13 protein-coding genes are annotated in these 13,971 nt (G+C 72.0%); 9 read left to right on the top strand and 4 right to left on the bottom strand.

All coding sequences use genetic code 11. The features are described 5' to 3' along the window. Nucleotides 1–35: 35 nt before the first annotated feature. The 3 genes from ACIG3E_RS03410 to ACIG3E_RS03400 all read right to left on the bottom strand — a co-directional run bounded on the left by ACIG3E_RS03410 (nt 36) and on the right by ACIG3E_RS03400 (nt 3,452). Entirely contained in the window at nt 36–1,670 is a 1,635-nt protein-coding gene (locus tag ACIG3E_RS03410) for a hypothetical protein (RefSeq protein WP_399610625.1), read from the bottom strand. Further along, nucleotides 1,667–2,695, bottom strand: a complete 1,029-nt coding sequence (locus ACIG3E_RS03405; protein ID WP_399610623.1) for a trypsin-like peptidase domain-containing protein — start codon at nt 2,693–2,695, stop codon at nt 1,667–1,669. Before ACIG3E_RS03405 ends, ACIG3E_RS03410 begins: the two co-directional genes overlap by 4 nt. A gap of 160 nt (nt 2,696–2,855) precedes the next feature. Further along, on the bottom strand, nt 2,856–3,452 hold the full coding sequence (locus tag ACIG3E_RS03400; protein WP_399610620.1) for a hypothetical protein: 597 nt from the start codon (nt 3,450–3,452) through the stop codon (nt 2,856–2,858). A 209-nt stretch (nt 3,453–3,661) separates the two neighbouring features. Between ACIG3E_RS03400 and hemL the strand changes: the two genes are divergently transcribed. The 8 genes from hemL (at nt 3,662) to ACIG3E_RS03360 (ending at nt 12,417) form a co-directional block, all read left to right on the top strand. Continuing rightward, nucleotides 3,662–4,987 (top strand): glutamate-1-semialdehyde 2,1-aminomutase, encoded by a 1,326-nt coding sequence (hemL, locus tag ACIG3E_RS03395; protein WP_399610617.1) that lies wholly within the window; start codon nt 3,662–3,664, stop codon nt 4,985–4,987. Nucleotides 4,988–5,019: 32 nt separating this feature from the next. Then, entirely contained in the window at nt 5,020–5,667 is a 648-nt protein-coding gene (locus ACIG3E_RS03390) for a histidine phosphatase family protein (RefSeq protein WP_399610780.1), read from the top strand. A 313-nt stretch (nt 5,668–5,980) separates the two neighbouring features. Beyond that, complete coding sequence (locus tag ACIG3E_RS03385) at nt 5,981–7,324, top strand: hypothetical protein (RefSeq protein ID WP_399610614.1); 1,344 nt, start codon at nt 5,981–5,983, stop codon at nt 7,322–7,324. A 102-nt stretch (nt 7,325–7,426) separates the two neighbouring features. Then, complete coding sequence (locus ACIG3E_RS03380; protein WP_399610612.1) at nt 7,427–8,074, top strand: TlpA family protein disulfide reductase; 648 nt, start codon at nt 7,427–7,429, stop codon at nt 8,072–8,074. Nucleotides 8,075–8,091: 17 nt separating this feature from the next. Then, a complete protein-coding gene (locus ACIG3E_RS03375) occupies nt 8,092–8,862 on the top strand; it encodes a cytochrome c biogenesis CcdA family protein (RefSeq protein ID WP_399610777.1) in 771 nt (256 codons plus the stop codon). A gap of 3 nt (nt 8,863–8,865) precedes the next feature. After that, nucleotides 8,866–10,728 (top strand): cytochrome c biogenesis protein ResB, encoded by a 1,863-nt coding sequence (locus tag ACIG3E_RS03370; protein WP_399610610.1) that lies wholly within the window; start codon nt 8,866–8,868, stop codon nt 10,726–10,728. Next, a complete protein-coding gene (gene ccsB / locus ACIG3E_RS03365; protein WP_399610607.1) occupies nt 10,725–11,858 on the top strand; it encodes a c-type cytochrome biogenesis protein CcsB in 1,134 nt (377 codons plus the stop codon). The genes ACIG3E_RS03370 and ccsB overlap by 4 nt, the downstream gene beginning before the upstream one ends. Nucleotides 11,859–11,913: 55 nt before the next feature. After that, a complete protein-coding gene (locus ACIG3E_RS03360; RefSeq protein WP_399610604.1) occupies nt 11,914–12,417 on the top strand; it encodes an SRPBCC domain-containing protein in 504 nt (167 codons plus the stop codon). 123 nt (nt 12,418–12,540) lie between these two features. Here the strand turns inward: ACIG3E_RS03360 and ACIG3E_RS03355 are convergent, their stop codons facing one another. Further along, entirely contained in the window at nt 12,541–13,518 is a 978-nt protein-coding gene (locus ACIG3E_RS03355) for a zinc-binding alcohol dehydrogenase family protein (RefSeq protein WP_399610601.1), read from the bottom strand. A gap of 93 nt (nt 13,519–13,611) precedes the next feature. Here ACIG3E_RS03355 and ACIG3E_RS03350 point away from each other — a divergent pair, with 93 nt between their 5' ends. Further along, nucleotides 13,612–13,953, top strand: a complete 342-nt coding sequence (locus ACIG3E_RS03350) for an ArsR/SmtB family transcription factor (RefSeq protein ID WP_399610598.1) — start codon at nt 13,612–13,614, stop codon at nt 13,951–13,953. The last annotated feature ends 18 nt before the right edge of the window (nt 13,954–13,971 follow it).

Below are 13,971 nucleotides of genomic sequence, written 5' to 3'. Positions count from 1 at the left end.
CCTTGAGGCGCGCCGTCCTCGGGAAGCATCGCGTCCTACCCTCCCCCCTGTGCGGAAGAATCCGCCATGGCGCCGCCCCCTCCTGGAAGGCGGTACGGATCGTCCCAGAGCAGTGCTGCGTGGCGACCCAGCGTAGAGTCGCCCTCAGCAGCATCCCCGGCTTTTGCCTCTATGCGCAACGACCGGACGGCATTGGGTAGTTGATGGATTCCTGTGCGAGCGGCCAAGTCGGCCAGCTCGCCGCGGAACACCGGATCTATGCCGCCCCGTCTGTCCCACACCACGATCGGCACCCCGGCGCGCAGCGACTCGGCCAACTCGTCGACACCGGAACCGCTTCCGCCGGTGCGGCCCGGCGGGTCGCTGAGGACCACCATGACGCGCCTGGGGTCCGAGAGCAGCCGGGAGCGGCCGTCGTCGGGAAACCAGTGCACGGGGCCCGCGCGGCCGGTGAGGAGCGCGTCCCAGCGGCGCGCCCAGCGGCCGTGGGTGTCCGTGCGCTCCATCCGCTCTAGGCTGCGCAGGAGCACCGGGTGGTCCTCCCCGAGGCTGCCGTCCGCGCCGTGGAAGCCCTTCTTGGCCCACCGCTCGACCGGCAGCCCCAACAGCTCCCTGGGCAGCACGAACTCCAGCGTGAGGTCCTCCTTGCAGAAGTAGGCCCAGCCCGTCTCCGCCTCCTCCACCAGGGACTTCACCCGCTCGGGCAGCTCGGCCACGTCGACGCGCAGATCCCCGCCGCGCACCGGATAGGGCTCGGGCCCCTCGATCTGCCACCAGTACGAGAGCAGCCGCTCGTCCGCGTGGTCGGGGTCGGGCAGGGGGCGCAGCCGGATCAGCAGACAGGCGCTCGGCGCCCACACCGGCTCCTGGCCGACGGCGCGCACCGGGGGCGCGGGAGTGGGGGCCGCCGCGCGGACGCCCCGCCCAAGAAGGCCGGATTCCGCCCCTGCCGCCACGGGCAGGACGGGATCGCCGCTCTCGACCGGTACGCCGGGCACGTGCTCGGCCCTCGCCGGGCGGCCCCGGCCCCGCTCGCTCCGGCTCCGCTCGCCCCGGCAGGCGGCCGGGCGCACCGGCCCGTCGCCGTACGGCTCGGGGCGGGCGCGGTGCTCCCGCACCCAGTCGAGCAGGTCCTGTTGCCGCTGGCCCTTCGCGTAGCGGGCGAGGTGCTCGACGAGCAGGACGCAGGGCGGCAGTTCGCCGGGCCGGGCGTTGAGCGTCGCGGCGTGCACGACGGCGAGCCAGGGCTCGGTGCAGTGGGCGGGCAGCGGGTCGGCGTGGTACCGCATGACCTCCTGGTACGCGCCCGCGATGTCGAGCACTTCGAGACCGCCGAGCGCCTCCATCAGACGGGACCAGTCCTCCGGCGGGAACAAGGGCACCTCCGCCACGGCGATCGCGGTCCGTACGCGCTCGGTGTAGCGCGTGTTGCCTTCGAGGAGTTCGACGACGCCGCCGAGCACCTGGAGGCCGTCGGCGTACTCCAGAACCGCCATGAGGAGCGAGGAGAGGTACGTCCGCCGCCGGGCGCTGTCCGGCACCGCGACCGTGGCGCCGAGGGCCCGGCCGACCATGCGGGTGCATTCGCGAAGGGTGGCCGTCTCGTCGAAGGCCGGTACGCCGTCGAGGGCGTCGAGCACGATCTTGGGCGGTCCCCAGGACTGCGTCACGGGGCATCGCCGCCCGGCGCCTGCGGCCACACCTCGTCGAACAGGGCGAGCGCCGCCCGTGCCGGTTCTGACGACTCGTCAAGCATGCGCAGCGCGGCCACGAGCGCCTCCCTGCCGTCGCGGTGGTCGACGCAGGCCTGCACGACGTGGAAGACCTGGAGGCGCGGTCTGGGGTGGTCCCGGACGCCGTGCCGGATGTGCGCGGGGAGCAGCCGCCGCAGGGTGGCCGCGCGGTCCTCCTCGACCAGGGGTACGCCCAGGAGGGCGTCGGCGAGGGCGAACTGCTCGCGGTCGGTGGGGAGTTGGGGTGGCGGGCGCTCGGCACGGGGCTCCGGCGCGGTGCCGTGGGCCGGGCCCGCGCCGCCGTTCGCCCCGCCGTCGACCGCGTCGGCGAGGGCGGGGCACAGGCGGGCCGCCGCCTCCATGGGGAGCATCCACGCGGCCCTGGTGCGCCGGTCGCCGAGCGCGGCCGTGAGCATGCCGACCACCCTGCGCGTGGCGGGGTCCCAGACGCCCGCGCCGCTGAAGCCCGGCTCGATCCAGGCGCTCGCGGCGTCGAGCCCGTCGAGCTGCACCCAATCCAGGTGCGGGCCCCCGCGGCCCGCGAGGCTCGCTCTGGACCACAGCCCGTCGGGGGCGCGGGCGGGGTGGCCGTAGACGCTCACCTCGCGCCGGTCGGGTTCGCCGCAGGGGCCGAGCCGGGCGAAGCCGACGTCGGGGGGCGGGCGCCAGGTGGTGGTGAGGACCGCGAGGTCACCGACCCCGTCCGCCGGGCCGGGGAACCAGCCGCCGGGCACGACCGTGGCCTCGCCGGGCGCCACCCCCGGGTGGCCGCCGACGTCCACGCGGACCGGGTCGGCGGGAGCGTCGGGACTCGTCCGGCGCAGGGCGCCCGCGACCACGTGCGCGCAGGTCAGCACGTAGCAGGGCGCCACCATGATCCCGGCGCCCCGTAAGTCGCCCGCCGGCGTGAGGACGCGCACGCGCCCCGCCGCGGGCGTGCTCTGCCCATCCCCCTCGGCCACTGCCCCGCCCCTTCCCCCGGCACGGATCCGACGGCGCGCACTTCCCGGTACGGAGCCAGCGTACGAAGGACGCACGCTCCGCGCACCGGCGCTGCGCGCACCGGAGTGTCCCGGGTCGGTAACCGCCGGTTCTCCGGTGCTTACCCAGGGAACCGGACGTTCACGGCCAGACCAGGCAGTACGCCTGGTGTCCCGCGTCGTGCAGGCGGTGGCTGAAGTCCTGCCACTCGTGCAGGAGTTGGTAGACGTTGAACGCGTCGCGGGGGCCGCCGCGGTCCGGGACCGTGGACCAGATGAAGGCGGCGGCGCCGACCGACTCCTCGCCGACGCCGCGCAGCGGGTCGACGACCGTCATGGGGAGCTTCACGACCGCGTAGTCGGGGTGGAGGACGACCAGTTCCAGCGGGGGGACCTTGTGCAGGGGTATGCCCTCGATGCCGGTGAGGACCATCGCGGCCATCGTCTCCGGCTTGATCTTCGTGAACATGCCGCCCATGCCCAGCTCGTCGCCGCCGAGCTCCTCGGGCCGCATCGAGATCGGTACCCGGGCCGCGGTCGCGCCGTCCGGGGCCCCGAAGTACTTGTAGGTCACCCCCACCCCGCCGCTCCTGCTTCCCGTGCGCTCCCGCCGCGCCCTGTCCGGCGCCCGCTGCTCGGGGGCCGGGGCCGCCTCCGCATCTCGCCGGTGCTTGCCCCGCCGGGCACGCCGGGGACCCAGGCCGTCGGTCCCCTCGCCCAGTCCACCACCGCGCTGCATATCTCCACCCGACTGCTTTTCCAGGGCGCACGGGCCTTGCCGCGCAACCCGATCATCGTGTCAGTGACCTCCCCCACGGTCACCCGCCGAAACGTGGGGTGAAACACCAGTCCACAGGATCTCCGCACCACCCGCCCCGAGGGAAGGCGGTGCGGCCGGAAAGCCGGCGCGCAGGAGGCCCCGGCGCGCTGTCCGGACCCTCTGACACCATGGTTCATGTGAGCTTCCCGTATAGCGCCCCAGTTTCGCAGACTCTCTTCGACCGCGCGGCGGCCGTGACGCCCGGCGGTGTGAACTCGCCCGTGCGCGCCTTCCGCGCGGTGGGGGGTACGCCCCGCTTCATGGTGTCCGGTACCGGTCCGTACCTCACGGACGCCGACGGTCGCGAGTACGTCGACCTCGTGTGTTCGTGGGGCCCCATGATCCTCGGCCACGCCCACCCCGAGGTGACCGCGGCCGTCCAGGAGGCCGTCGCGCGCGGCACGTCCTTCGGCACGCCGGGCGAGGGCGAGGTCGCCCTGGCCGAGGAGATCGTGGCCCGGATCGCCCCCGTCGAGCAGGTCCGCCTGGTGTCCAGCGGCACCGAGGCGACGATGTCCGCCATCCGCCTCGCCCGCGGCTTCACCGGGCGCGCCAAGGTGATCAAGTTCGCCGGGTGCTACCACGGCCACGTGGACGCGCTCCTCGCCGCGGCCGGGTCCGGCGTCGCCACCCTCGGCCTGCCGGACACACCCGGGGTCACGGGCGCCCAGGCGGGCGACACCATCGTCCTTCCGTACAACGACATCGAGGCCGTGCACGAGGCCTTCCACAACCACCCGGGCCAGATCGCCTGTGTGATCACGGAGGCCTCGCCGGGCAACATGGGCGTGGTGCCGCCGGGGCCCGGCTTCAACGAGGGCCTGAAGTCCGCGTGCGAGAAGAACGGCGCGCTGTTCATCTCCGACGAGGTCATGACCGGCTTCCGGACGAGCAGGGCCGGCTGGTTCGGCGTGGACGGGGTCGTGCCCGACCTGATGACCTTCGGCAAGGTCATGGGCGGCGGCTTCCCCGCCGCGGCGTTCGGCGGCCGCGCCGACGTGATGGCGCACCTCGCCCCGGCGGGCCCCGTCTACCAGGCGGGCACGCTCTCCGGGAACCCGGTCGCGACCGCCGCGGGCCTCGCGCAGCTGCGGCTGCTCGACGACGCCGCGTACGCGAAGGTCGACGCGGTCTCCGAGCGGATCCGCGGCCTGGTGAGCGAGGCGCTCACCAAGGAGGGCGTGGCGCACCGCGTGCAGAACGCCTCCAACATGTTCTCCGTGTTCTTCACGGACCGCGAGGTGCGCAACTACGAGGGCGCGAAGGCGCAGGAGTCGTTCCGCTTCACCGCGTTCTTCCACTCGATGCTGTCGCAGGGCGTGTATCTGCCGCCGTCGGCCTTCGAGTCCTGGTTCGTGTCCACCACCCATGACGAGCGTGCGGTCGAGAAGATCGCGGCGGCCCTTCCGGCGGCCGCGCGCGCCGCCGCCGAGGCCGAGGAGGTCAGCGCGTGAGCGGGGCCGATGAGCTGACCGTCGTCCATCTGATGCGCCACGGCGAGGTGCACAACCCGGAGGGGATCCTGTACGGGCGCCTGCCCGACTACCACCTCTCCGAGCTCGGGCGGCAGATGGCCGACCGGGTCGCCGAGCACCTGTCGTCGCGGGACGTCACGCACGTCGTCGCCTCGCCGCTCGACCGGGCGCAGGAGACGGCGACGCCGATCGCCAAGGCGCACGGCCTCGACCTCGCGACGGACGGGCGGCTCATCGAGGCGGGCAACGTCTTCGAGGGCAAGACCTTCGGCGTCGGCGACGGCGCCCTGAAGAACCCGGAGAACTGGAAGCACCTGGTCAACCCCTTCAAGCCGTCCTGGGGCGAGCCGTACGTCGAGCAGGTCGTGCGGATGATGGGCGCGCTCGATGCCGCGAAGGACGCGGCGCGCGGGCACGAGGCGGTGTGCGTCAGCCACCAGCTGCCGATCTGGATCGTGCGCAGCTTCGTGGAGAAGCGGCGGCTGTGGCACGACCCGCGCAAGCGGCAGTGCACGCTTGCCTCGCTCACGTCGTTCACGTATCGCGGCGACAAGATCGTTTCGGTGGGGTACTCGGAGCCTGCGCGGGATCTCGTGCCGAAGCATCTCCTGGCAGGGGCCAAGCCGGTCAAAGGCAAGGCCAAGGCCTTCGGAGCCTGAGCGGTGCGCTGGGCTTGAGCAGGGGCTGGCCCCTGCGGGGCCTAGCCGACCGCTGCCGCTTGCCGTCTGTCTTCCTCGGGTTCGTCGTGGCTGGGCGCGCAGTTCCCCGCGCCCCTTTGGGGCGCTGCCCCCCATGGGTTCGCTGTGAGGTTGCTGTGTGCGGCCGGTGATGGGGTGGCCACCCTATGGCGTGGAATGTCTGTTCTCTGTAATAGGCCCCGAATAGGTCCGGCTTGGCCGGAACCCGTCCCCGTGTCGTGCCCTCTAAGTGGTTGTCCTTTGCACAACCGAGGGCGCGACGAATGGGGATGGAATGCGCGACGACAGCCGGACGGACCCGGACCTGAGCGGCGGAGCACCGGCCGCGAGCCGTGGTGCGCTGAGCCGACGGGGCGCGATAGGCCTGGGCATAGGCACCGCGGCGGCCCTCGGGCTCACCGCCTGCGGCTCCGGCTCCGGGGACTCGGGCTCCGCCGCCGACAAGGGCAAGGGCGGCGGCGCCAAGCCGGAGCGCCCGGCCAAGCCGATCGGTGACGGCTCCACGGCGTTCACCGGAAAGCAGCCCAACCAGCCGGAGGCGCCCCGCCCCCTTGAGCCGGGGGAGACGCCGCCGCAGTTCGTGATCTTCTCCTGGGACGGCGCGGGCGAGGTCGGCAACGGCCTGTTCCCGCGCTTCCTGAAGCTCGCGAAGGAACACGACGCGGGGATGACGTTCTTCCTCTCCGGGCTCTATCTGCTGCCCGAGTCGAAGAAGCGGCTCTACCGTCCGCCGAACAACGCCGTCGGCGCCTCCGACATCGGCTACCTCACGGACGGCCACATCAAGGAGACCCTGAAGTACGTCCGCCAGGCGTGGCTGGAGGGCCACGAGATCGGCACGCACTTCAACGGCCACTTCTGCGCGGGCACCGGCACCGTCGGCAACTGGACGCCCGCCCAGTGGCAGAGCGAGATCGACCAGGCCAAGTCCTTCGTGAAGAAGTGGCGGACGAACACGGGCTGGACGGACCTGCCGCCGCTGCCGTTCGACTACGAGAAGGAGCTGGTCGGCGGCCGCACGCCGTGCCTGCTCGGCCAGAACAACCTGCTGCCGACCGCCAAGAAGCTCGGCTGGCGCTACGACGCGTCCTCGCCCGGCGGCCGCCAGAAGTGGCCCGAGAAGAAGCTGGGCGTCTGGGACCTGCCGCTGCAGCAGATCCCGTTCCCGGGGCACTCCTTCGAGGTCCTGTCGATGGACTACAACATCCTCGCCAACCAGTCGAAGAACTCCACGAAGGCCCCGCCGGCCAACTACCCGGGCTGGCGCAAGCAGGCCACCGAGGCCTACCTCGCCGGTTTCAAGCGCGCCTACGAGTCCAACCGCGCCCCCTTCTTCATCGGCAACCACTTCGAGGAGTGGAACGGCGGCATCTACATGGACGCCGTCGAGGCCGCGATCAAGGGCATCGCCGGGAAGAAGGACGTACGCCTGGTCTCCTTCCGGCAGTTCGTGGACTGGCTCGACGTGCAGAAGCCCGAGGTGCTCGCCAAGCTGCGCAGCCTGGAGGTCGGCCAGAAGCCCACCGGCGGCTGGAAGAGCTTCCTGTCCGACGCGGGCTCCGGCGACAGCCGCAAGGACGCCGAGAAGGACACCGGCAGCACCGGAAACGCAGCCTGAACCACCGGCTGGAAAACACGCGGAAACCCTGTCTGAAATGGGACTTTCCGCTACCGCGGGGGGCGTCGAAGATCCCCGAATCGGGCATGCGAAACTTTTCACATGAGTGCCGCCTGCCGCGCCCCCCGCAGCCAGAACCGCAGTCTCGACCGCCGTGCCAGCCGCCGTCGCAGTCGCGCGTCGGCGCTGGCAGTGGCCGCGGCCGCCGCCGCGCTCACCCTGACGGCGTGCAGTTCGGGCGGGACGTCGGGAGGTTCCGGCAACACGAACTTCGTCGTGGGCTCCGACGGCATCTCCACCGTGAAGAAGGCCGACCGGCACGACACGCCGGACCTCGACGGCGAGACCCTCGACGGCAAGAAGCTCAGCCTCGGCGACTACAAGGGCAAGGTCCTCGTCGTCAACGTCTGGGGCTCCTGGTGCCCGCCGTGCCGCGCCGAGGCGCCGACCTTCGCGAAGGTGGCCAAGGAGACCAAGGCCAAGGGCGTGGAGTTCGTCGGCATCAACGCCCGCGACCCCGAGAAGGGCCCGGCCATCGCCTTCGAGAAGGACAAGGGCGTGCCGTACCCGAGCCTGTACGACCCGATGGGCAAGCTGATGCTGCGCTTCCCGCGGGGCACGCTCAACCCCAACTTCATCCCGTCCACCCTCGTCATCGACAAGGACGGGAAGATCGCCGCGCGCTCGCAGCGGGCCCTCAGCGAGGAGAAGCTGCGCAAGATGATCGACCCCGTGGTCGCGGAGAAGTGACCGACGTGTCGACCGCCATCGCCGCCGCCCATACGCTCGCCGTGTCCGATCCCAACCAGACCGTCATGAGCGGGGCCCTGCTCTTCGCGATCCCCGCCGCGATCCTCGGCGGCCTCGTCTCGTTCTTCTCCCCGTGCGTCCTGCCGCTGGTGCCGGGCTACCTCTCGTACGTCACCGGCGTGACCGGGCAGGACCTGGAGGAGGCCAAGCGGGGCCGGATGGTCGCGGGGGCCGGGCTCTTCGTGCTCGGCTTCACCGCGATCTTCGTACCCGCCGGGATGTTCGTCGGGGCCCTCGGGCAGACCCTGAAGGAGCACCAGAGCACCGTCACGAACGTGCTCGGCGTGGTGATGCTCCTGCTCGGGCTCTTCTTCATGGGCCTCATGCCCTGGCTCACCCAGCGCGAGTTCCGCTTCCACAAGCGGCCCGCCACCGGGCTCGTGGGGGCCCCGATACTGGGCGCGCTGTTCGCCGTAGGGTGGACGCCGTGCATCGGCCCGACGCTCGCGGCCGTCAACGTCCTGTCCTTCGAGGGCGCCGACCCGCAGCGGGGCGCGCTCCTCGGCGTCGCGTACTGCCTCGGCCTCGGCATCCCGTTCATCCTCGCGGCCGTCGCGTTCCGCAAGGCGCTCGGCGCGTTCGGCTGGGTGAAGCGGCACTATGCCTGGGTGATGCGGATCGGCGGCGGGATGATGATCGTGACCGGGCTGCTGATGCTGACCGGCGTCTGGGACAGCGTCATGCAGCAGATGCAGGTCTGGTCGAACAGCTACTCGGTGGGGATCTGATCCATGAGCAAGACCACGACCACCCGGGACGAGTCCGCCGCCCAGGACGAGCTCGGGGCGGCCGGTGCGCAGCTGTCCACCGCCCCCCTCGACGAGGTCACCGGCGGCGGCCCGACCCTGCCCTCGCTCGGCGTCATCGGCTGGTTCCGGTGGATCTGGCGGCAGCTGACCTCCATGCGGGTCGCGCTGCTCCTGCTGCTCCTGCTCTCGCTCGGCGCGATCCCCGGCTCGCTCATCCCGCAGCAGGGCACCGACGAGCTCAAGGTCCAGGACTTCAAGGACACCCACACCACGCTCGCGCCGATCTACGAGAAGCTCGGCCTGTTCCACGTCTACAGCTCGGTGTGGTTCTCCGCGATCTACATCCTGCTCTTCGTCTCGCTCATCGGCTGCATCGTGCCGCGCACCTGGCAGTTCGTCGGCCAGCTCCGCGGCCGCCCGCCGGCCGCGCCCAAGCGGCTCACCCGGCTGCCCGCGTACACCACCTGGCGCACCGACGCCTCGCCCGAGCAGGTCAACGAGGCCGCGCTCGCGCTGCTCAAGCAGCGGCGCTTCCGCTCCCACCAGGTGGGCGGGGCCGTCGCCGCCGAGAAGGGCTATCTGCGCGAGGCCGGGAACCTGGCCTTCCACATCGCCCTGATCGTGCTCCTGCTCGCCTTCGCCGCCGGACAGCTGTTCAAGTCCGAGGGCGGCAAGCTGATCATGGAGGGCGACGGCTTCTCCAACACGCTCACGCAGTACGACGACTTCAAGTCCGGCAGCCTGTTCAGCACCGACGAACTGGAGCCGTTCAGCTTCAAGCTGCGCAGCTTCGAGGGCACGTACGAGACGTCGGGGCCCCAGCGCGGCACGGCCCGCACCTACAAGGCGCACGTGACCTACACCGAGGGCGCCGACGGGCCGGAGAAGCAGAAGGCCATCGAGGTCAACAAGCCCCTTGAGGTGGGCGGCACGAAGGTCTATCTGATCGGCCACGGCTACGCTCCCACGGTCACCGTCCGCGACGGCCGGGGCAAGGTCGTCTCCCGGGTCTCCGTGCCGCTGCTGCCCATCGACTCCATGGGCACGGCCACCGGCGCCATCAAGATCCTCGACGGCTACCGCGACAAGAACGGCAAGAAGGAGCAGCTCGGCTTCAACGCCTTCTTCGTGCCGACGTTCGCGGGCGAGGGCAACGGCCAGATGTTCTCCCAGTTCCCCGCGCCCTTCAACCCGCGGCTCGCGCTCTCCGCGTACCACGGCAGCCTCGGCGTGGACTCCGGCATCCCGCAGAACGTGTACCAGCTGGACACGCGCAAGATGCAGAAGTTCAAGGACGCCAAGGGCGAGCTGCTGAAGAAGCGGCTCAAGATCGGCGAGACCATGAAGCTGCCGAACGGCGCGGGCTCGATCACCTTCGAGAAGGAGCTCAAGCAGTGGGCGACCTTCCAGATCTCCCAGGAGCCGGGCAGCGGCTGGGCCCTGGGCGGCGCGATCGCCGCGATCGCGGGCCTCGCCGGTTCGCTCTTCATCCAGCGCCGCCGCGTCTGGGTCCGGGCGGTGCGGGGCGCCGACGGCGTCACGGTCGTCGAGATGGCGGGCCTCGGCCGCAGCGAGTCCGCCAAGGTGCCCGAGGAGCTGGCCGCGCTGGCGGAGAGCCTGCACGAGCGCGCTCCGAGCACAACGGAACCGGAGACCGCCGCGGCCCCGGAGCCCGCTGAGGCCACCGGGGCGGCTGGTGCCGCTGGGCCCACTGCCGCCGCTGAGGCTGCTGACACAGCCGATACCTCTGAGGCCGCCCCACCGTCCGGTAAGGGCACGGGCGCCTCAGACACCGACGACCCCCACCCCACCCCCGCTGTTCCTGCCGAAGGGGCTGAGAAGTGACGCTCGCCACCACCCTCGCCGCCGAAACCAACGAGAACCTCGCGCACATCAGCAATGTGCTGATCTACTCCGCGATGGCCGTCTACCTCCTCGCCTTCTTCGCGCTCATGGCGGAGTGGCTGTTCGGCAGCCGAAGCAAGGTCGCCCGCACCGCCGCCGCGCTCACCGCGGACGCCGGGGCGAAGGAGACGGCCGCCGCCAAGGCCTCGACCTCCGCCGGTCCCGCCGTCACGGTACGGGCCAAGGGCGGCACGGCCACCCTGGAGCGGCCCGAGGCCGCGCCCAAGGTCGTCACCCGCGCCGCCGCGGGCAACCGCGACGTGCCGGACGGCCCGGGTGCCGCCGCCGGTGACGAGCAGGGCGACCTCTACGGCCGCATCGCCGTCTCCATGATCGCGCTCGGCTTCCTCGTCGAGGCCGGTGGTGTCCTCACCCGCGCGCTCTCGGTGCAGCGCGCGCCGTGGGGCAACATGTACGAGTTCAACATCACCTTCTCCACGGTCGCGATCGGTGTCTTCCTGGGGCTGCTCGCCCTGAAGAAGAACGTCCGCTGGATCGGTCTGCCGCTGATCACCACGGTCCTGCTCGACCTGGGCCTGGCCGTCACCGTCCTGTACACCGACAGCGACCAGCTGGTTCCCGCGCTGCACTCGTACTGGCTGTGGATCCACGTCTCCACCGCGATCTTCTGCGGCGCCGCCTTCTACGTCGGCGCGGTGTCCACGGCGGCGTACCTGTTCAAGGACAGCTACGAGGCCAAGCTGCAGAGCGGCGGCACGCCCGGCAGGTTCGCGACCTCGGTCATGGAGCGGCTGCCCGCGTCGGCCTCGCTCGACAAGTTCACGTACCGCATGAACGCCGCGATCTTCCCGCTGTGGACGTTCACGATCATCGCGGGCGCGATCTGGGCGGGCGACGCCTGGGGCCGCTACTGGGGCTGGGACCCCAAGGAGGTCTGGTCCTTCATCACCTGGGTCGCGTACGCCTGCTATCTGCACGCGCGCGCCACCGCGGGCTGGAAGGGCCGCAAGGCCGCCTACCTGGCGCTCATCGCCTTCGGCTGCTGGCTGTTCAACTACTACGGCGTGAACATCTTCGTCAGCGGCAAGCACTCCTACGCCGGGGTCTGATCCCCGACGGCCCAGCTGCGTGACCTGAGGCTTCGGGTGCGTGACCCTGGGAGCCATGAGTGAGACGACGGTCGAACAGGGGACGAGCCGGACCACGGGGGACACGCACACGCTCCACTGGGTGCTGCGCCTGCCGCACCCGGTGGCGGCGGTCTGGGCGGCGGTGGCCACCCCGGAGGGGCTTCCCGGGTGGCTCGCCGCCGCCGACGTGTTCGAGCCGCGCCTGGGCGGCGCGGTGAGCCTGCGCTGGCTCAACCAGGACGACCCGGCCGCCGCGGTCCACTCCGGGCACATCACCGCCTGGGACCCGGAGGTCGTCGCCGAGTACACGATCGACCTGCACGGGCGCTGCCGGTTCCACCTGGAGCCCGCCGGGGCCGCGGGCGCGACGCTGCGCTTCACCAACGAGCTCACCGGCGACGACGCCTTCCGCCTTGACTGCCTCGCCGGGTGGCACGACCACTTCGAGTTCCTGGTGGCCGCGCTCGACGGACGGCCGAAGGACTGGTCGACGTGGAACCTGGACCGGTGGCGCGAGCTGCGGGAGACGTACGCCTAAGCGCTTCGCTGGAATTGCCGCGAGGGGCCGTCGATGGTCTGCGGGAGCGTCGTGGCTGGTCGCGCAGTTCCCCGCGCCCCTTCGGGGGCGCTGCCGAACCGCGCCACACTTCCACAAGACCGCTTAGCGCACGCGCAGCAGCAGCTTGCCCGTCGTTGTGCGGCTGCCCATCAGCTCGTGGGCCTTCGCGGCCTCTTCGAGGGTGAACTCGGCGGTGACGGGCAGTGTGACGGTGCCGTCGGCGACCGCCTCGAAGGCGCGCTCGGCGATCGCGCGCAGCGCTCGCGGGTCCTCCCGCGCCAGCGTCAGGATGGAGAAGCCCGCCACGGACCGCGTGCCCGGGAACAGCTCGGCCTGGCCCACGCGCCACGGCTCGGCCGAGCTGGCGTTGCCGTACGAGACCAGGCGGCCGAAGGTGGCCAGCGCGTCGAGGCCCGCGCGGAAGGCGGCGCCGCCGACCGGGTCGAGGGCGAGGTCGACGCCGCGCCCGCCGGTGGCCGCGCGGGCCGCGGCGGCGAAGCCGGTCCCGCTGTCGACGAACACCTCGTCGTAGCCGTACCGGTGCGCGTACTCCGCCTTGGCCGCGCTCGACACCACGCCGAACACGGTGGCCCCCGCGGCCTTCGCCAGCTGGCCGACGACGGTACCGACCCCGCCCGCCGCGCCCTGCACGAGCACGGTCTCGCCCGCGCGCAGCCGGCCGACCTCGTGCAGCAGGGCGTGGGCGGTGGGAAGCACGGTGGGCAGCGTGGCGGCCGTCCGCAGGTCGACGCCCGCGGGGACGGGGAAGACGGTGGCGGCGTCGGCGACGGCCACCTCGGCGTAGGCGCCGCCCGCGGTGAGCGCGGCGACCTCCTGCCCCGCCTCGACGCCCTCGACGCCCGCGCCCACCGCGCGCACCCGCCCCGCCACTTCGAGGCCCGGCACGAACGGCAGGCCCGGCACGCGGTAGCCCTCGGCGCGGGCCTTGAGGTCGGCGAAGTTCACGCCCGTGTACGCGACGTCGACGGCGACCTGGCCGGGCCCGGGCTCGGGGGTGTCGGTCTCGACGGCCGCAAGGACCTCGGGCCCGCCGAACTCGTGGAGCTGGACTGCGCGCATGGGTGTCTCCCGGTGCTTGGTGTTCGATCCGCATTGAACACTCGGGACTGTATGGTTTTCATCGAACACTCGGCAAGTCCCTGACCCTCACGAATGGGGAGGCGGCCCGTGGCCCCACGCACCAGCCACCGCGCGGCACCTGTGCACGCGCGCTTGGAGGACGTCACCGTCCAGGAGGCCCTCGCCGCGCTCGCCGACCCCGTGCGGATGCACCTGGTACGGGAGCTCGCGGGCTCGCCGGACTGGTCGCGGGCCTGCGGCAGCTTCGACGTGCCCGTCGGCAAGGCCGCGCTGAGCCACCACTTCGCGGCGCTGCGGGCCGCGGGCGTCGTCGAGCAGCGCGACGAGGGCCCGCGGCGGGTGAACCGGCTGCGGCGCGAGGAGTTCGACGCGCGCTTCCCGGGGCTGCTCGCGCTGGTGCTGCGCGGGGACTGACCCGGCCCCGGCCGAAGG

The sequence above is a fragment of the Streptomyces sp. NPDC053474 genome (genome assembly GCF_044544845.1).
Lineage (GTDB): Bacteria > Actinomycetota > Actinomycetes > Streptomycetales > Streptomycetaceae > Streptomyces.
The sequence above is the reverse complement of the archived record's forward strand: the minus strand, read 5'-3'. Positions and strand labels throughout refer to the sequence as shown.